This window comes from Paenibacillus sp. WLX1005, assembly GCF_046603685.1.
GTDB lineage: Bacteria > Bacillota > Bacilli > Paenibacillales > Paenibacillaceae > Saccharibacillus.
Window position 1 is genome coordinate 2,632,077 of the sequence record NZ_CP176756.1, and the last position, 19,990, is coordinate 2,652,066.

Sequence of the window (19,990 nt, forward strand, 5' to 3'; positions counted from 1 at the left end):
TAGTGTGGAATACAGGAGTGCAGATCATATTAACGATTACGGGAGGATACTGGAAGTATGAATAGAAAATGGCCAATGGCCTTCACATCCGTGGTACTGGTTGCTAGTCTGGCAGCCTGTTCCAGCGAACCTGCGGCGGTAGAGCCGACAACAAGTACCGTGCAGATGACAACGGTCAAAGAACAGCCGCTCAATGCGAGTTATGATTTGTCCGGTACACTGATTGCTTATGAGCAGACCCCGGTGTCCTTTCAAACAGCTGGAACCGTATTAAGCGTAAGTAAGGATATTGGCGATACCGTTAGCAAAGGAGAAGTAATCGCTCGATTGGACACTGCCGATCTACAATTGTCTCTGCAAAATGCGCAAGAGGATGTATCCGCAGCGAATGCTTCACTGGCAAGCGCCAAAGCGTCCCTGAGCGATGCCCGTGCGGGACAACAATCTGCGGCAGCAGGTGTATCATCCGCGCAGGCGAAGCTGGAAAGCGCCCGCATCAGCGAACAGGACGTACAATCCGGCGCTCGTTCGCAGGAGCTTGCTCAGGCGCAAAATGCAGTCAGCCAAGCACAAACTGCTTACAATCAGGCGAAGACTGAAGCGACTCGTTCGCAGACACTGCTCGATAACGGTCTGATGACCCAACAGGATTATGAAAAAGCACAAACCGCGCTCTCCGATGCCCAAACTTCACTTAATGATGTGCAGGAAAAATTGTCCCTGACGCAGGAAGGTTCCAGTACCGCAGATCGTGCCAAAGCTGCTTCCGCTGTCAAAGAAGCAGAGGTTGGCATCCAGAGTGCGCAGGCAAGCGTCGAACAGGCAAATGCCGCGGTGAGTAAGGCGAATGCGGGTGTGCAGCAGTCGCAAGCAGCATATGATCAAAAAGTCGTCGCCGTGCAAACCGCAAAGCTGAACCTGTCTCGTGCGAGTATGAAGGCGCCCGCATCTGGTACGATTTTGGAGAAAAATCTGTCCGTCGGTCAATCGGTTAGTGCTGGCGGCGGTGGAGGTAGCAATGGCAGCTCTCCCTTGTTCCAGATCGGCGATATTAGCAAGCTGAAGGTACAGCTTCCAGTGGCGGACAGCGATATTGCCAGCTGGAAAGTCGGTCAGCAGGTAAGTGTGCAATTGTACAATGATGTGCGTACAGGCAAAGTAACAAGCCTGAGCCCGCAAACGAACGAAAATACCGGCTCGATTAATGTGGAGGTTGTGATTAGCAACCCGCAGCGCGACTGGAAACCGGGACAGGTTGTGAATGCATCTCGTCAAACTTCTGCACAGCAGGGCATTCTGTTACCAACCGAAGCTGTGATCAGCTCCGGCAACGATCCGTACGTATTCAAAGCAGTCAACGGCAAAGCGGTTCAAACGACCGTCAAACTGGGCGAAGTCTATAACAATCAATATCAGATTACTAGTGGTCTGAAAGTCGGCGACAAAGTCGTGACTAGCGGTGCCGACCGCCTATTTAATGGAGATGAAATCACCACCGGTGCATCTGATTCTAGTGCCAGCAACGGTTCAAGTACTACCGGAGCGAACGAAACCAGCAGCCCCGCAGCCTCCAACAATGGAGCTGGCAGTGAGGCTGGTGCACAATGATCAAATATTTTGTCCAAAAGCGTAAAATTACGATTTTGTTCTTCGTGATGCTGATTATTTTCGGCGTCGCACAGGTTAGCCAGCTACCCAAACAGCTGATGCCCGACGTTATTGTCAAAACAGCTACCGTCACAACTACCTACGCAGGTGCTACACCTGAGCTGATGGAGCAGACCGTAACGGAAGTGCTAGAGCAGAAGATCAAGGAAGTTACCGATCTCAAGACGATCTCATCGACATCCAGTAATGGCGTATCCCTCATTACCGTGCAGGCGGAGGATGATGCCGATGCAACGGATACGTGGAATGAGCTTCGTCGCAAAGTCGAGGACGCACAGGCGCAATTGCCACAGGATGCGGATGCACCAGTCGTCAATGACAATCTGACGCAATCGTTCGTCAAATCGTACGCTATTTATGCCAAAAATAAAGACGATCTGTACGCACTGAATAATCTGATGACCACTTGGCAAAGTCAGCTGCGCTCGGTTCCCGGCATTACGCAAGTATCCATCGCCGGTATTCCTGATCAGCAGGTGCGCATCAGTGTGAATATGTCCAAATTGCAGCAATACGGCATCTCGTGGGAAACAGTGCAGCAGGCAATTCAAGGAGAGAATAACCGCGTACCAACCGGTAATCTCACCTATGACGACCGTACTTACCAGATCACCGTAGATAAGTCGACTGATTACAATCAACTCCAAAATATTGTCGTTTCCCAAAACGATAATAGTATCCCTGTCTATCTGAAGGATGTCGCAACGATTGAGCTAGGTAAAGCAACCGAAACCCAGCTTAGCTATTACAACGGTAGCCCGGCAATCTCACTCGATATTAGCAGCCAGACTGGTTCTGACGTGCCAACGATGGAGGATCGCCTGAATACGAAGATGGCTTCATTGGAGAAAACATTGCCCGGCAATGTGAAGATGGAGCCGCTATTCGCTCAGAATGATGAAGTGGATCGCATTTTCAAAGATTTGATCAAGGAAATGATCATTGCGATCATCGCCGTTATTCTAATCTGTACGCTCGGTATGAACTGGCTGACTGCTGGATTCGTTGCATTGGCGATTCCAGTCTCGATTGCGCTCGGCTTGATCTTCTTGCCGGGATTGGGGATTACGCTCAATCAGATTACGATTGTGGGTCTTATCATCGTACTGGGGATTCTCGTCGATGATGCGGTCGTCGTGAATGACAATATCGAACGACGGCTATCCACACTTGGGGAGAGTCCGACCGACGCAGCGATCAATGGTACGAAGGAAGTATCCGTTTCGATTATTACGGCTACGCTCGCTACCATCTCGGCATTCGTACCTCTGATGCTGCTGCAGGGTGATATGGGCGCCTTTATCCGTCCGATTCCGACCGTTATCTCGCTCTGTATGCTGGCGTCGATGATTATGTCGCTCACGATCATTCCGATCTTCCGTCAGTGGTATGAAGAGCGTCAATTGGAACGTGGTAAGCGCCGTCTAGATCGTCCTGCCGGTATTCTCGGTCGTCAGATTCAGGCGATTAGCAATAGTTATGCGCATAAGCTAATGCCACGTGTATTGAAAAAGCCGCTTCTGATTGCATTGATCGGTCTGATTGTCAGTACTGGCATTTATGGACTGGCAGCAGCTACACCGGTCGAGTTGTTCCCAACTTCCGAAGACCCACGCATTACGATTAGTGTCTCGCTACCATCTGGCACATCATTGCAGGAAACGAATAAGGTCATGCAAAGTATGGCAACATGGGTTGGCAAACAAGAAGGAATTGAGAAAACTGCTTATGCAGCCGGCGGTGGAGCACCACTGTTATTCAGCGGCATTGGCGGCGGTTCAGGCGGTGGCACGAACACCGGTCAGATTCTGATTACCGGTAAGACCGGAATGGATGTAGAAAAAGTAACAGAACAATGGTCTGACCAGCTTAAACAGCTATATCCGGGTATTGAAATCTCGGTCAAAGGCGCAGCACTTGGCGTATCCGTCGGTAAGCCGGTATCGATTCGCATTGCTGGTGACGATCTGGATGAACTGCGCAGTCTGACCAATCAGATCAAGCAAATTATCAGCGAAACATCGGGCACATTCGGGATTACCGATACGATGGGCAATGACAACTACGCACTGGATTTTGTTGTTAATAAGCAGGCGATGGATCGTTATAAAGTCAGCTACAACGATCTGACTCAGACGCTGTTAATGATGGGAAGTGGCATTAATGTCGGCGACTTCGACAATGGACAGGATCTTGTGGATATCAAGCTGTATATGAATGATGCAGAGTCATCCAGTCCGAATAAGCTGCTACAACAGGTGAATGTCACCAATAGCGCAGGTACACAGGTACCATTGTCGCAAATCGTACAAATGAAGCCGGGCTTTACGATTCAGCAGATTGATCGTTACGATCTGCAACGCGTGAATACAATTGAAGCAGACGTAAATGGTCGTACCGCTACCGAAGTGATGGGAGACATTACACCGAAGCTGGAACAGATGAATTTCCCCGAAGGTTATACGTGGGAAGTAGGCGGGGAGACATCCGATCAGGCAGATACATTCGGCGATCTGGGGCAATTGTTCATCGTCGCGGTATTCATTATCTTTATCCTGATCGTGATTCAATTTTACTCATTATCAATTCCATTTATTATTATGACGACCGTGTATCTGGCGGCGGCAGGCGCAGTACTCGGACTGTTTATCACCCAGACGCCAATTGGCTTTATGGCGATCATGGGCATTATCGCACTCGCCGGTATCGTCGTACGGAATGGTATCGTACTGATCGAGTTTATCGAGGATGCACGGCGTGAAGGCATGGAGCTAAAAGAAGCAGTGATTCAGGCAGCGTCTGCACGTTTCCGTCCGATTCTGCTCACGTCATTAACCGCCATCGTCGGTATGATCCCAATCGCTACGATTGGTGAGCTGCTGTTCCGCCCGCTTGGCGTTGTTATTATATTCGGTCTGATCTTCTCAACGATTCTAACGTTGTTCGTCGTACCATCCTTGTATATGGTCGTTGCCCAGTGGAAAGAAAAGCGTCACATTCGCAAGGCAGAACGCAAGCAGCAACGGCTAGAAAAACGCAAGCAACAGCAGCTAACGCCTTGATTGGATAACGACTGCAAGCTGGAGGCAGATCTAGATTCTGCCTCCTATTTGTACACAATGAGAGGAGGGCAAGACATGACGACCAGGCATTCCTTTTCTGCGGAATCATTCTCAGTGGAGAAGGCAAAGGCCAAAGTAGATCGTGAGAATCCAGCGCATCGTTGGATCGCGGAAATTCAGCACACCATCTTCCAATTGTACGCCGATCACACTTTGGCACCACAGTACAAAATGGGCTGGTTGATTCAGCTCTACATGACGATTATGGATGATAACAAGAACAACGAGTATCTCTATGATACAAACGGAATATATACTTCTCACAAAGTGGATGCTCACAAAGTACATCACTACGAATATGATGATTATAACCAAGAGCAAAAGGAAACAGAGGGACAACAGCAGCAAGCGAAGCAATATGAATATTGGCTCAGTCAACTACTAATCGAAATGCTACAAATCTACATTCATGAACGTCACCACCATCAGGACTGCACGGATGCAACGCAGAAAGGAGAATGCGACGCCTTTACCGCTCATTTGCACCAATTCAAATTCAACCTGTCACCTTCCGCCAATCGTTTGCTAGACACCGGATTGCAGCGAGCCGCTTGTCTGTACACCGCGAAAAAGAAACTGCATAAGCACTACCTGTACCCGTCGCTCAGACAAAAGCGCTGGCAACAATTGCTGGATAGGGAAAGAGAGCAATTGCAGTCTTCTCATCGCGTGCAGCTTGTGCGGCTATGGCTGGATTACATGGAACAGCATCCAGAATTGCTGGATGAGTGTATGCAAATAAACGGACAGCCTGAGTCCATTTCTGTACTCGGCACTGGGCGTGTACATTGAATGAATATGAAATCAATTACATCAAAAAAGGCTGCACCGGAATATTCCAGTGCAGCCTTGCGTTTGTTAGTTAACGATTATCTCAGCCATTCTGCGATCAGCGAGAAGGCGATGATGATCAGAAACAGCAATGTAATGTGGTTGAGGGAGAAAATGAACATTTTTTTCGCCCATGGAGCAACATCAGTTTTATTATAGCTTTTGAAGCTGAATACGAGCCATGCGGTGCTGAGTACGAATGCAACACCAGCGATGTACGGGCTAAGCGGCCAGAACATGAAGCTGGACAGTACGAGCAATACGAGATAGAAATTCGTTTGTGCGTACGTGCGTTTCAGACCTTTGACAACTGGCAGCATCGGTACGCTGGCTGCTTTGTATTCGTCAAAACGGCGAATCGCAATGGCGTAGAAGTGAGGCATTTGCCATAGTAGCATCGTTACAACTAGTGCCCAGATTTCCCAATGCCCCAGATCGCTGGATACAGCAGCCCAGCCGATCAATGGAGGTACAGCGCCAGACAGGCTACCAACTTCGGTATTGTAGATCGTTTTACGTTTGGTCCACATGGTGTAAGGCACCACGTACAAGAACAGTCCGAGGAAGCCGAACAATGCTGCTAGCGGAGAGCTAACATACAGCAGCGCTACACCGCTCAGCGCCATTGTCGTTCCGATTGCTAGACCGTTCGGCGCATCCATTTTACCAGTTACGGTTGGACGCGTCTTAGTACGTTCCATAATCGCATCAATATCACGGTCGTACAAATTGTTAAATGCACCCGCAGAGCCGATCACGAGCGAAGAGCCGATAAATGCAAGAATGATCGCTCCGATATGCTCAAAAAAAGAAAGATGGAACACGTAGATCGCCATGCTCAACCCAGCGAACATTGCAATCAGATTGGATTTGATGATCCCCGTTTTGATCGTAGCAAAAAAGATGGCAGGCAGTGAATGTACCTGTACATTTGCATGTGCAACTTGACCTGTTTGATTTTTCATCTCTATATATGTCACCCGTTTCGATGTATTGTATGCGTTTATCATACCATTTATAAGGTACAAACACGCGTTGTAAATGATGATTTTAAAAATTAAGACATGAAATTGTGAAAACTTTATAACTTTTTTCACAAAAGTATAGGAATCTTTGTGAAAATATGTATGAACATTGATATCATATTAAGATAAATACACATTAGACCAGCAAAATAAACCATATCTTCGTAGAAAACGTTAATTGCCAGCAAAAAAGGCCGTTATGTGCGGCAACCGATGTTCGTTAGGGGGAAACAGTCGGTGAACCAGCCAACATAACGGCCAGCGTGAATTGGATGATGCTTTCTTGAGTAACAAAGCAATGGTTGCATCGCTTACGCGCGAGCTGCACTGGATTTGTCAGGAAGCGAGTTTTGTTGTTGCTCTGTCTGATGTTGATCTCGAATCGTCAAGCGACGATGGGCGACGAACAGGAAGGGCAGACCGACTGCGGTCAACAGCGCAAGTGGTACGAATACCATCCAACCACCCTGTGCAGCGTAGTGATCCAGTAGCAATCCGCCTGTGATCGGTGCCAGCACATTACCGATGTTGTTGAATCCAATCGTTCCGAAATACGTGCCTTTCCAATCGGGATGTGCAATATGATCGATCAATATATCCATCATGGTGAACATCAACACTTCGCCGACGGTGAATACGAATACACCAATCAGAAATGAGAACAGATTGTGTGAGAAGCCGAAGATGATTAACGACAATACGACGAGAATATTCCCCATAATCAACGGTACAATCGGGCGGAATCGGCGTGCTAAGCGTACAACCGGATACTGCACGATCAGTACAATCGCCGCATTGGCAGCCAGCATATAAGAGAAAATCGTACTGCCATTTTGCAGGTCAGGTGTCAGTGATAAATATTGAGCTAGTGTAGAGCTGAAGTGACCGTAACCAAGCACACAGAAGATCGTTCCGATCAATACAAACAGGAAGATGCGATCCGAGGTCGTCACACGCAAGGCTTCGCCAAGACGTGGCTTCACAACGTCACTGGATATGTGCACATTCGCCACATCGCGATGCGCGGCAAACTGTACGACTAGCACAACACCATACACAATATAGACGAACCCGGCAATGACAAAGGGAAAAGTCGATTGTGCCGAGCCTAACTGTAATCCGATGATCGGTCCGAATACGACACCGATATTGATCGCAGCATACCGAAGATTGAACACAAGCAGCTTATGCTCTGGCGGTGTCGTTTCCGACAATAATGCCCGTGATGCGGGTTCAAATACAGCGCGGCAGATTCCGTTAAGGACATTCACAACAAAGAACATCCAGATCTGATCCGCAGCAGCAAACCCGAAAAAGACAAGCGCCCAGAAAAAGGCAGAAAACAGCATTACTTTTTTGCGTCCAATCCGGTCGGATATGTATCCGCCGTAGAAACTGACAGCTACGCCTGCCAAGGAACTGGCAGCGATAATTAGCCCCGTTTCTGTAGCGGCAATGCCAAGCGTTGAAGTCAGATAGATCGCCAGAAATGGAATGCTCATGGAAGTGACAAGACGCCCGAATACCGTCCCAATAATGACGGTCCAAGCAAGTGGATGAATAGCGGTAAGATGTTTGGCAATCATGATCAACACTCCTAAGTTTTACAATACGTCAGATGAATTGTTATTATTGTAAAAAGAAAAAAGGAGAAGAAAAAGAGTAAGCTTTTATATGTAAGTTTCACCTTTTAGCGAAACTGACGAATTTATATATTCAATCGTCCTCAATTACGATTAACCCAGACCATGCGGACAATAGGAGAGGAGTGAGATGGATGGAGCATGAGGCGCTGCAATATATGCAGTTGTATGACCGACTGAACCATGAGCGTAACGTGCCATCGATCTGTAGAGCGACGATTGCTGAGCTGGCGGATATTCTGTACTGTACACCGCGAAATGTAAAGTTTGTATTGCGCAAGCTGGAGGATCGATGCTGGATTAGCTGGCAACCGGGGCGTGGGCGCGGAAATCACTCACAGCTTGAATTTCGGTGTCATCATCATGAATTAGTGGAGCAGCAGGTGGAGCAGCTGCTGAGTCGAGATCGGGTAAAGGAAGCGCTGGAACTGACAGGTCGTATGGAGAATGACGAGCCATTTCGGGAACGATTATGGCAGCGGATCAATATCTATCTTGGTCTGCATCGCGAACAAGAGGAGAGTAGTACGCAGGATGTGCTGCGCATGATTCGTTACCGACCGCTAGAAGAACTGAATACGGTCAAAGTATTTACTGCATTCGAGGTGTTTTTGCTGCGACAGTTATTCGATACGCTCGTCTGCTATGATCCACAGCACGAAGATTTTGCACCACGTATTGCGCATCGCTGGGAAGCGAATGAGGATTATACAGAATGGACATTTTATTTACGCAAAGGGATTCGTTTTCACGATGGCAGCTTGCTCACAGCACGAGATGTCTATGCTACCGTCCAACGTTTGCAGCAGCGCGGGCGTAATATCGGCTGGCTGTATAGCGATATTCGCGATGTAGTTGTGCATACCGACTATACATTGACCTTTTGCCTGGTGCAGCCGAATGCGATGTTTTTGCATTTATTAGCTAATATTTTTATGGGGATCGTACCGGAACATGAGCAAGGTGAGGAGACGATTAATGGCAGTGGACCATTTCGCATTGCTCGTCGTTCTGGCAGTAAGCTGTCACTGATCGCTTTTGACGGATATTATGGATATCGTCCGATGCTGGATCGAGTGGACGTATGGTTTATGCCGGAAGAAGGGCATAACAATCGATATTATCGACTGAGTAATGGCAGTGAGGAAGAGGAGCAATACAGCCGTCTAATCAATCAACCTGCGCAGGGCGGACGATATATGCTGTTCAATTTCCACATACCGGGTGTTCAGCACGAAGATAACTTCCGGCAAGCGATTCGTATGCTGTATGACCGGGAAACGATGCGGCGTGAGCTAGGCGGAGACCGAATCTCGTCGGCAGGCAGCTTTTTGCCGTGGCAGAGTGCGGAGATGTCTTTTCCAGAAGTATCGCTGGAGCAGGTGCGTCAGCAATTAGCACAGAGCAGCTATGCTGGCGAGATATTGACGTTAACATTTGTGGATAAATATGAGGAACGGCGCGAAGCGGAATGGTTGCAGCAGCGTGCCCAGCAGATCGGATTACAGCTGGAACTGGAGCCGCAGGAGCGCAAATTAGTCGCTGGCGGACATATGGTGCTCGCGGTGGAAGTATTAGAGGACGATTGGGAATGGGATCTGATCAATTATTTTTCGAATGAGGCGAATTATTTGCATCATATGCTGAATGCAGAGCAATTGCAGCAGATTCATGAGATGCTGTATGACATTATGCGCAAAGAGCAAGGAGAGCGAAGACAGCGGCTCACACAAATTGTTGATCGATTGCAGCAGGAAAATTGGCTACTGTTCGGGAATCATATTAATCAACGCGCATATTTTAACCGGAACTTGTACGGATTGCATCTTGATTCCTTTGGTTTTCCTAATTTGTCGGCGTTGTGGATCAAGAATCGGTAAGGAATCCGTAGAAAATCGTTTAGCTCGTATAAATATGCGTTACATGATGGTGTGGCAGACAAAATAGCTCAATTACGCGAAACACGCTTCGTTTTGGAAATGTGTGGGGTACTACTCCACCGGAATTAGAAAATCAACAGCGAAATGTACCGTACCATGTCGGAATGAGGAGATGGCGATGATCTATTTTGTACGTAAAACCGAATTGGACAAGCTGCCAGCAGGCGGGGATGAACTACAACGCTGTCTGCAACGAATGGTAGAGCACAATGAAGCGATTGGAATTGACCGAATGCCGGCTGAAATGCAAATGCAAAGCTTGCAGTTACTGTTGAGCAATCCGGCATTTGCGCTTGTACAGGTGCAGGGCGATTATGCGGATCGGTTTGTGCGTTCGCCGCTGCAAGGTCATGCAAACGAGGTATATTTGGAATCGTTGGAAGTGGTCACCGATTATATCCGCGAATTGCAGGACGAAATTATTCGTGGTGCCGAGTCGCTTGCGCGCTATCGGATTAGCGAACAGGATGCTAGTATGGAGCGCGCTGGACTGCGGCAAGCATTGATTGACCTGAGCGAACGACGTGAGATTTTGACGATGGTACTGCACGAGATTCGGCATCGCATCGACAAACAGATGGAAAAGGAAAAGATGCGCTCGACAGAACAGGCACTCGAAAGCGAATAATGAGCATGGTTTATTGCAAAGCTGCATCCGTTAGAACGATGGATTGCGGCTTTTTTGTCGTGGCATTTGTACGGAAATGCGAGATTTTTTGCTAAGCTTTCATAAGAAGATGGCAATATAATCGTTGCCCAGAAAGGCAAAATGCTGTACTTTTTAATTGAGAATAATTATCATTTGTAAAAAAAGGATATATTAATCGTTGCGTATATTACGATATGCAACCATATCACAATTGATCATCTCAACCGTACCATTGAAAGGAGCAGAGGAACATGAATGTCGATGAGAATCTGGAGCGGATCTATAGCCGTTTTTTCGATCATATACCGTTTACACAGCAGCAGAGGAAGAATGGCGTTCAATATACGCTGTCTCCGCAGCTGGGGAATGGCAGTATTCATCGAGTGACTACATATAGCGGATTGGAGCTGGCATATTGGGATTGTCATTACGATCAACCAAATCCGGGGCGATTCACATGTCAGGGGCAGATGGTGGAATTGCAATTTGCCTTTTCGGGTAAACGGTATGCGGCGATTGGTGACGTTTCGTATTGTATGGAAGAAGGCAAAGGATCATTGAATCTGCTGAGCGATTTTGCGATTGATTATGAGCACGGTACAACCGAGCGAATCGAGGCGTTTGGGATGGGAATTCCGGTATCCTTATTTCAGTATGCACTGCGCGGAATGGATCCGGCGGGCAAGCTGGATTTTGAATATTTGCGCAGTGGGGCGGCGTTTCGGCAAATGATATTTGATAACGGTCTACACGAGCAACGTCAAATACATATATTGTTAGATGCGCTTCGTAATGACGATTATCCGCCACTGCTGCTGGAATCGGCAGCGCTGGAGCTGCTTCAGCATTATATGTGTCAGCTGCTGGATCGACCGCGTTTGCCGAATGGGTTGTCGCGTGATGATCTGAGCAAGGTGAAGCGTGCGGCAGAAGTGCTTCAGTATCGCATGACAGAACCACCTTCATTGCTGGAATTATCACGACTCGTCGAGCTGAATGATTTTAAATTAAAAAAGGGCTTCAAAGCGTGCTATGACACGACAGTCTATGGCTATCTGCGTCAGATTCGATTGCAGCATGCGATGCAGCTGTTGCGTAGCGGTGAGATGAATGTAACTGGGGCGGCAACAGCAGTTGGGTACAGCAATATGAGTTCCTTTGCTGGTCAATTCATTCGACAATATGGGGTGAAACCGTCTTCGGTGCGCAAGCTCTACTAAATATATTAAATATACTGGATATACTGGGAATGATGTAGAAATACGGTAGAAATGATATAGAATAAAATCCGTCTTGCGTTCCTCTTATCCGTTACGCGGCGGTATGTGCATGAATTCTCTCTTATACTGCGTACAGAGCAGTCCATCATAACTGTAAACGGACTGTAGCAGGAAGGGAGAGAGCAGGATGAACAAGATTAAGATCAGTATCTTTTGCAGTGTATTCGTCGCCATGCTGGGACTGATGCTCATTGCGCCAATTATGCCTTCGCTCATTCGTGAGCTGGGCTTGCAGGAAATTCATTCCGGTTTCATTATATCGCTCGGTTCTGTCGCGATGGCGGTCATGGCGCCGCTATGGGGAAGATGGAGCGATAGGAAAGGGCGCAAACTAGTCATTTTGATCGGTTTTGCAGGGATGAGCATCAGCTGTCTATTATTTACATTGGTGCTGTATAGCGGTCTGCAAGCATGGTTGGGCGGAACGCTGCTTGTGGTGTTGTTGATCGTTACGCGTGCGTTGGTCGGAGCGTGTATTCCGGCGATCCTGTCGCCTTCACAAGCTTATATGAGCGATGTTACTTCAGAGCAGGAGCGTTCGTCTGGTATGGCGGTGATTGGAGCCGCGAATGGGATGGGATTGATATTCGGTCCAGCGACGGCAGGAGCGTTTATCTGGATTGGGCTGTTATGGCCGCTGTATTTTGGCATTGTACTGGCTGCGGCTGCTTTCCTGATGGTGCTCTGGATGATGCCACCAGCACCTGCGCCAGTTAGAAATGGCAAACCAGCAGCTATTCGTATGCTTCAACCGGGCTTGCGATTTTATCTGCTAACTGGGCTGTCAACGATGATCGGGATTGTGACATTGCAGGTTATTGGCGGATTTTATTTTCAAGATCAGCTGCAATTGTCGGCTACGGCTACGGCGCAGATGGTATCGGCGGGGTTAATGTTCTCCGGGGTTGCGATGCTGATCATGCAGATTGTACAGATGCGCTGGCTGCATTGGAATCCCGTATGTATGGTCGCTGTCGGGGGTGTCTTAATGCTGCTCGGTATCGTTTGCTTTGTGATCGGACGGCAGGCGATGGTGTATGATCTTGCCTTTTTCCTATTCGGACTGGGTGCGGGGCTATTGATGCCAGGCTTCATGGCGGGTGCATCGCTGTCGGTTCGTGCAGAGCAACAAGGAAGTGCCGCCGGATTCGTAGCGATGATGCAGGGAATTGCTGCGATTATTGCGCCGCTGTTGTCCACATTACTGTATGAGGTGAATCGGTATATACCATTCATGCTGATTGGAGGGCTGCTGATTATTGTACTGATTGCTGTTGCAGGCGTATGGCGCAGATCGGCACAACAACAGACAGCGACACGGTGAGAATGATCCCAATACAGTAATCCCATATTGTACGACCAGATAAAAGCATCCGTACCAACACGAAAACAATAAACAACTTAAAACGCGCGGGGACAGATTCACTTGTCCACCGCGCGTTTGATTGTAAAACGAAATGTACTGCCTTCTCCCGGACGACTGGTGACGCTAATCTTCTCACCGAGACTGTCTGCAATTTCACTCGCAATCGACAATCCCAAGCCGCTACCGTTGCCGGGATGAGATTTGTCACTTTTGTAAAATCGTTCAAAAATATACGGCAAGTCCTGCGATGCAATGCCTTCGCCGTTATCCGTAATCATAATAACAATCTGCCTCGCTTCCACCACGGCATCCAGCTGGATGACACCTTCCTCACCAACAAATTTCATCGCATTATCTAGCAAAATATTGAGCAGCTGAAGTAGCTTATCCCGATTGCCATACGCATCCGGTAATTGCAATGCCGACTTCGTTAGTTGAAAATTAATGCCCAAATCTTCCGCTAGAAAAGCGTACCGTTCCTGCACAAATTGCATACACGCTACCATATCAATCCGCTGTCGCTCCGGGCTATAGGGGTTATTTTGCATTCTGGATAATTCCAGCACATCGCCGATCAGTCGTTGCAACCGTCCACATTCCGTCAGGATGATGCTGTAATAATTACGCCGTTTCTCTTCTTGCTGCACCATGCCATCCGCCAGCGTTTCTGTCAGGGCTCGAATAGAGGCAATCGGCGAATTCAGCTCATGACTAATGTTGGCGACATAATCACTACGCAGCTTATCCAAGCGCCGTACTTCTTTGACATAAGCAGATAGAAAGTAGCCAATGACAATGGTACCGAGCAGCAGCGTCGCCGTGAATACGAGGTAAAACCCGTTCAGTACCGCCTGAAACTCGGCAATCGGCTGCAAGAGGAAGATAACGCCTATAGTCTGCCCATCCCGAACGACCGGAGCAGCAACTACGACCGAATCGCTCGGCAATCCACCGATATTGCGAATGATGGCAAAGGGCTGCTGCTGGATCACATCGGGAATATATGCAGTCAATTGTTGACGGAATTGTTCTTCGTCCAGCAGGAATAGCTTTGGTACTCGATTCGCTGCTGCGGTCGCTAGTGTTTGCCCGTCCAGCTGGTATGCTTTGACGATCATGCCCTGCGGATAGGTCACATCGTCCTCGTTTACCGCAATTCGCTGGGCAAGTGTAACTGCCTGCGGGTAGTTGTCCTTGAGTTTGTAATTTAAAAAGAGCTGTCGAATGACCAGCGTCCCGGTCAGTTGCCCGACGATAAACAGAATCAGGATGGCGATGTAAATACGCTTGCGATTGCTAAGCAGTCGTTTCATACTATGCTCTCCAAGCGATAGCCCATGCCGTACACCGTTTTGATCTCAAAGCCGGGCGATTGCTCAGGAAACTTCTTACGCATCCGCTTGATCAGATGATCGACAGCACGAATATCACCTGCATAATCATATCCCCACAGCTTGTTCAAAATCTGCTCTCGTGATAGCAGGCAGTCCCGATTAGACGCAAATAAAATGAGCAGCTCAATCTCACGCGGAGTAAAATCAGGCTTCTGCCCGTGAATTCTTACTTCAAACGCATGTCGGTCGATGATCATATCACCGACACGAATTTCTTTTTCCGGCGGGGTGGTCTGGGTATGACCATGTGTGCGTTTCAAGATCGTCTTGATCCGCGTCACTACCTCGCGCGGCGAAAAGGGCTTCGTAATATAATCATCGGCGCCCAGCTCCAGACCGAGAATGCGGTCGCTTTCTTCAGAACGAGCGCTCAGCATAATGATCGGAATCTCGCTCTGTTGACGAATACTACGGCAAATATCTGTACCAAATAGCCTCGGAAGCATCACATCCAGAATCAGCAGGTCAAAATGCTCGTTCTCTAATCGCCGCAGCACATCCTCACCATGAAAAACCGACGCAAAGCTCATACCTTCCGCCTGCAAATAAGCAGATATGCTCTCATGCACCGCAATATGGTCATCGCAAATCAAAATATGAACAGGGACAGTCATCATATCACCTTCATTCAGAAATGTAACAGTCATGCAATCGGAATGGAAGCTCAGCTCCATTCGTTTTATCCTATTGTATTTTTAACAGTCATCGAAAGTAAACCATATAAAAAAGTGAAAAAATTATTGTGTATATATTGACACTCGTTCTTTTGTTGTATACATTTGTATACATCAACGAAGCGTATACAAATGTATACAAAACCTAAGGAGGAACTACTATGCGTGAAGGAAAACATGAACATCGCGGACCACATCATCATGGGGAGCATCGCGGTCCAAGAGGCGGACGAGGCAGAAGTGAAGAGGATAGAAAGCATTTTCGCAGTGCACAAACGTTCCGGCGTGGGCGTGCAGTTGCTTTTCTGGAACGATTGGAAGTGAAGCGCAATACACTCGTACAACAATTGGAGCAGCCGGAATATGCAGAGATCAAATCGGTGATCAGTGGGGAATTGAAGGCGACAGATGCGATTATTCAGGAATTTATTCATATGTTCGAGCTACAGGAACCCCAAGAAGTAACAGCGCAGGATCCACAGACGGACGAAACCACCAGTGCTGAAACGTCAACGGATTCACCAGCGCAACAACAGACGGAACAACCATCTGCAACTGCTGAATCAGTAGCCACAGCATCAGCAGCTACAGAGCAAGAGAACGATACAGCTTCGACAGATAGCACGCCCAAATCAAACGATGAACAATAATGAATGTTGGCCGGTCGAGACAGCAGCTTTTGCATACACGTACCGGCAACATGCCGGAAAGAAGGGACAGTGAATGTGGAAACTGCGCGGGATGCTCAGACCGTACTGGGTATCAAGTCTGCTTGCACCGTTGCTGATGCTGTTAGAGGTTAGCATGGATCTGATGCAGCCAACTTTGATGGCGAGCATCGTGGACGACGGCTTAATGAAGAACGATCTGCATCATATTATTACGACCGGTTTGCTCATGCTTGGTGTGGCGCTGATCGGTCTGATCGGTGGTGTAGGTTGTACGATTTTTTCCAGTATGGCTTCGCAACATTTTGGCAATGATCTGCGGATTCGGTTGTTTGAGCATATTCAGACCTTTTCCAATCGTAATCTGGATACATTGCAAACCGGTTCACTCATTACACGATTGACCAATGATGTCGTGCAGCTACAAAGCTTTGTACAGCTGATTCTACGGACAGTGCGCTCGCCGATGCTGCTGATTGGCAGTCTGATTATGGCGATTGTGATCAGTCCGAAGCTGACGATCATTTTGCTTATTTCGGTGCCTGTACTGACGGCGCTGTTATATATATTGATCAAAGTATCATTTCCTTTATTCGCGCGTATGCAGGCGCGGCTGGATCAGGTGAATACCGTATTGCAGGAAAATCTCGCTGGTATTCGCGTCGTCAAAGCGTTTGTACGTGGCGCGCATGAGGAACGGCGCTTTGACGAATCCAACAGTGGGTATACTGCTGTCGCAATCAAAGCAGTACGCTTGCTGGCGCTCAATATGCCGCTAATGATGTTGATTCTGAATGTTAGTATTGTGGCGGTGTTATGGTTCGGCGGGATGCAGAGCTGGAGTGGTTCACTGGAAGTAGGGCAATTGGTCGCTTTCATCAACTATGTTACTCAGTTGCTCATGTCGATGCTAATGCTCAGCGGTCGCCTGACGATGATCTCGCGTGCTAGCGTATCTGCGAATCGTATCAATGAAGTGCTGGAAACGAACAGTGAGATCGTAAATCATCCATCTGCGGCTACTGATATCATTCGAGGGGGCGAGATTCAATTCCGTGATGTGTCCTTTGCCTATCATGCGGATGATAACGATGTGCTTCAGCATATTAGCTTTACCGCGAGACCAGGCGAGACGGTTGCTATTCTAGGCGCAACCGGTTCAGGCAAATCGACGCTCGTCAGTCTCATTCCGAGACTGTATGAAGTGAGCAGCGGTAGCATTCTGATCGACGGTACCGATATTCAGCAGATTGAGCTGGATCATCTGCGTAGCCGGATCGGTTTTGTCATGCAGCAAAGTATTCTGTTCAGCGGTACAATCCGCGACAATATCCGATACGGTCATCCGCAGGCAACCGAGGAGCAGGTCATCGAAGCGGCAAAAGCAGCAGAAGCACATGAGTTCATCATTCAACTCAGTGAAGGGTATGATACGGTACTCGGTCAGCGCGGCATCAATCTATCCGGTGGGCAGAAACAACGGCTATCGATTGCACGCGCATTGCTCATCCGTCCATCGATTCTCATTATGGATGACAGCACTAGCGCACTGGATGCTGTCACAGAATCGCGGATCCGCCAGCGGCTGCAACGCGGCACGCATGGCAGTACACATATTATGATTGCGCAGCGGGTATCGTCGATCAGCGACGCCGACCGAATTCTTATTTTGGAAAATGGGCAGATCGCTGCGCAGGGAACGCATGACGAGCTGATGCGAACAAGTGAAGCATACCGCGATATTCGTCAATCCCAGCTGCGTGAGGAGGAGGTACATCATGGCTGATTCGCAAAAATCATCTTCTCAGGCAGCAATGCCTCCAATGCCTGGTCCGGGCGGACGTGGACCGATGCGCGGCAATGTACCTATCGTTCGTGCCAAAAATCGTACCGCCACCATTCACAGACTGTGGAGCTATCTCAATCGTCAGCGCAAAGGCTTGATCGTTGTTTACATTTTTACCGTGTTGAATGCCATTCTATCGTTACTCGGACCATATCTGCTTGGACGCGTGATTGATCTGGCAGTTATTCCGCGTGATTACGCCATGCTGCTCAAGCTGGCGGGTATGCTGTTGACCATTTATGTGATCGGCAGCGCGGTATCATGGGTGCAAGCGTACGTAATGACGGGCGTATCACAGCGTACGGTGTACGATCTGCGCCGTGATCTGTTCAAGCAGTATCAGCAGTTGCCGATTTCCTTTTTTGATAAAAGGGCTAAGGGCGACCTGATGAGCCGGGCAACCAACGATATCGACAACGTATCCAATACGCTGAATCAGAGTGTGACTCAGTTGCTCAACAGCCTGATCATGCTGGTCGGTTCACTCATTATTATGCTGTCGCTCAATATTCCGCTTACGATTGTAGCATTGCTCACAGTACCGATGATTTTGCTGGCAAGTCGCCGTATTGCGAGAATGAGTCGTAAATATTTTAAAAGCCAGCAGCGGCATCTGGGTGAACTGAACGGTATGATCGAGGAGTCAATTGGTGGACAGAAGATCATTCGACAGTATCGCCGCGAACAAACGGAAGCAGCTACTTTCCGCCGTACTAGCGATGAACTGAATCAGGCAGGGATTCGGGCGCAGATCGCTTCCGGTCTGGTCGGACCTGTGATGAATATGGTCAACAATATCGACTTTGCATTGATTGCTAGCATCGGCGGCTGGATGGCTTTTCACAATCTGACGACGGTCGGGATTATCGTCAGCTTTCTGAACTATTCCAAGCAGTTTGGTCGTCCGATTGCCGAGCTGGCAGATCAGTACAATATGATTCAGTCCGCTATCGCTGGTGCAGAGCGTGTCTTTGAGATTATGGATACACCATCGGAATATGAGCAACGAACACATCAGCAAACAAGCGGTGTTTTGGCATCCACGCAGTCATCCCATACAAACGATACTGTGAAACTACATGGTGAAGTACAATTTGACGATGCGTGTTTCGGTTATGATCCAGAGCGTATGATTCTGAAGCATATTGACTTTACGGCTCAACCCGGCGAGAAGATTGCATTGGTGGGACCAACCGGAGCGGGCAAGACGACGGTCATTAATCTGCTGAACCGATTTTATGAAGTGAATAGCGGCACCGTGCGGATCGATGGACGTGATGTGCGTGAACTGGATAAAGATCAATTGCGCAGTCAGGTTGGTATGGTATTACAGGATGCGCATGTCTTCTCAGGAACGATTCGTGACAATATTCGATTGGGTCGACTGGATGCGAGTGATGCTGAGGTGGAAGAAGCGGCTCGGCTTGCGAATGCAGCGCCGTTTATCGCGCGCTTGCCGCATGGGTATGATACTGTGCTGGCAGCGGAAGGCAGTAATCTGAGTCACGGTCAGCGGCAATTGTTAACGATTGCCCGGGCGATCTTGGCGAATCCGGCGATTCTCATTCTGGATGAAGCGACCAGCAGTGTGGATACGCGTACAGAGATGCACATTCAACAGGCGATGAAGACGCTGATGAAAGGACGAACCAGCTTCGTCATTGCTCATCGGCTCAGTACGATTCGCGATGCCGACCGCATTCTAGTGATCCGCGAAGGTACGGTTGCCGAGCAGGGCAATCATGAGCAGTTATTGGAGCAGCGAGGAGCATATTACGAGCTATATCACAGCCAGTTCCAGCATGGCGTGCATCAGGAATCGTCCTGAATAATAGCACGGTAAAATGCGAAATCTGCATGCTATGCCATTTTTATGCCATATTT

The 19,990-nt window shown here is 48.3% G+C and carries 14 protein-coding genes; 10 read left to right on the forward strand and 4 right to left on the reverse strand.

Annotated features, from left to right (window positions below; translation table 11 throughout):
* Positions 1–57 precede the first annotated feature (57 nt).
* The 3 genes from ACE3MZ_RS11390 to ACE3MZ_RS11400 all read left to right on the forward strand — a co-directional run bounded on the left by ACE3MZ_RS11390 (position 58) and on the right by ACE3MZ_RS11400 (position 5,582).
* A complete protein-coding gene (locus ACE3MZ_RS11390; RefSeq protein WP_411346544.1) occupies positions 58–1,608 on the forward strand; it encodes an efflux RND transporter periplasmic adaptor subunit in 1,551 nt (516 codons plus the stop codon).
* On the forward strand, positions 1,605–4,730 hold the full coding sequence (locus tag ACE3MZ_RS11395) for an efflux RND transporter permease subunit (protein WP_411346545.1): 3,126 nt from the start codon (positions 1,605–1,607) through the stop codon (positions 4,728–4,730). Before ACE3MZ_RS11390 ends, ACE3MZ_RS11395 begins: the two co-directional genes overlap by 4 nt.
* 75 nt (positions 4,731–4,805) lie before the next feature.
* Positions 4,806–5,582, forward strand: coding sequence for a hypothetical protein (locus ACE3MZ_RS11400; RefSeq protein ID WP_411346546.1), 777 nt, complete (start codon positions 4,806–4,808; stop codon positions 5,580–5,582).
* A 77-nt stretch (positions 5,583–5,659) separates the two neighbouring features.
* Here the strand turns inward: ACE3MZ_RS11400 and cyoE are convergent, their stop codons facing one another.
* Together cyoE and ACE3MZ_RS11410 are read right to left on the reverse strand one after the other, a co-directional pair.
* A complete protein-coding gene (gene cyoE, locus ACE3MZ_RS11405) occupies positions 5,660–6,586 on the reverse strand; it encodes a heme o synthase (RefSeq protein WP_411346547.1) in 927 nt (308 codons plus the stop codon).
* Between the two features lie 371 nt (positions 6,587–6,957).
* On the reverse strand, positions 6,958–8,232 hold the full coding sequence (locus ACE3MZ_RS11410; protein WP_411346548.1) for an MDR family MFS transporter: 1,275 nt from the start codon (positions 8,230–8,232) through the stop codon (positions 6,958–6,960).
* A gap of 191 nt (positions 8,233–8,423) precedes the next feature.
* On the opposite strand from ACE3MZ_RS11410, the gene ACE3MZ_RS11415 reads away from it, so the two are divergent.
* The 4 genes from ACE3MZ_RS11415 to ACE3MZ_RS11430 all read left to right on the forward strand — a co-directional run bounded on the left by ACE3MZ_RS11415 (position 8,424) and on the right by ACE3MZ_RS11430 (position 13,482).
* Complete coding sequence (locus tag ACE3MZ_RS11415; RefSeq protein WP_411346549.1) at positions 8,424–10,169, forward strand: ABC transporter substrate-binding protein; 1,746 nt, start codon at positions 8,424–8,426, stop codon at positions 10,167–10,169.
* 178 nt (positions 10,170–10,347) lie between these two features.
* The gene (locus ACE3MZ_RS11420; RefSeq protein ID WP_411346550.1) at positions 10,348–10,857 is read left to right on the forward strand and encodes a hypothetical protein; all 510 of its coding nucleotides are present in this window, start codon (positions 10,348–10,350) and stop codon (positions 10,855–10,857) included.
* 272 nt (positions 10,858–11,129) lie between these two features.
* The gene (locus ACE3MZ_RS11425; RefSeq protein WP_411346551.1) at positions 11,130–12,098 is read left to right on the forward strand and encodes a helix-turn-helix domain-containing protein; all 969 of its coding nucleotides are present in this window, start codon (positions 11,130–11,132) and stop codon (positions 12,096–12,098) included.
* A 187-nt stretch (positions 12,099–12,285) separates the two neighbouring features.
* Complete coding sequence (locus tag ACE3MZ_RS11430; protein ID WP_411346552.1) at positions 12,286–13,482, forward strand: MFS transporter; 1,197 nt, start codon at positions 12,286–12,288, stop codon at positions 13,480–13,482.
* Between the two features lie 98 nt (positions 13,483–13,580).
* On the opposite strand, the gene ACE3MZ_RS11435 is transcribed toward ACE3MZ_RS11430, so the two are convergent.
* Positions 13,581–14,837 carry a sensor histidine kinase gene (locus tag ACE3MZ_RS11435; protein WP_411346553.1) on the reverse strand — a complete coding sequence of 419 codons (1,257 nt, stop codon included), beginning with the start codon at positions 14,835–14,837 and terminating at the stop codon, positions 13,581–13,583.
* Positions 14,834–15,592 carry a response regulator transcription factor gene (locus tag ACE3MZ_RS11440; protein ID WP_411346554.1) on the reverse strand — a complete coding sequence of 253 codons (759 nt, stop codon included), beginning with the start codon at positions 15,590–15,592 and terminating at the stop codon, positions 14,834–14,836. Before ACE3MZ_RS11440 ends, ACE3MZ_RS11435 begins: the two co-directional genes overlap by 4 nt.
* A gap of 161 nt (positions 15,593–15,753) precedes the next feature.
* Between ACE3MZ_RS11440 and ACE3MZ_RS11445 the strand changes: the two genes are divergently transcribed.
* The 3 genes from ACE3MZ_RS11445 to ACE3MZ_RS11455 all read left to right on the forward strand — a co-directional run bounded on the left by ACE3MZ_RS11445 (position 15,754) and on the right by ACE3MZ_RS11455 (position 19,934).
* Positions 15,754–16,242, forward strand: a complete 489-nt coding sequence (locus tag ACE3MZ_RS11445; protein ID WP_411346555.1) for a hypothetical protein — start codon at positions 15,754–15,756, stop codon at positions 16,240–16,242.
* A 73-nt stretch (positions 16,243–16,315) separates the two neighbouring features.
* Positions 16,316–18,046, forward strand: coding sequence for an ABC transporter ATP-binding protein (locus ACE3MZ_RS11450; protein ID WP_411346556.1), 1,731 nt, complete (start codon positions 16,316–16,318; stop codon positions 18,044–18,046).
* Positions 18,039–19,934 carry an ABC transporter ATP-binding protein gene (locus tag ACE3MZ_RS11455; RefSeq protein ID WP_411346557.1) on the forward strand — a complete coding sequence of 632 codons (1,896 nt, stop codon included), beginning with the start codon at positions 18,039–18,041 and terminating at the stop codon, positions 19,932–19,934. Before ACE3MZ_RS11450 ends, ACE3MZ_RS11455 begins: the two co-directional genes overlap by 8 nt.
* Positions 19,935–19,990: the final 56 nt, after the last annotated feature.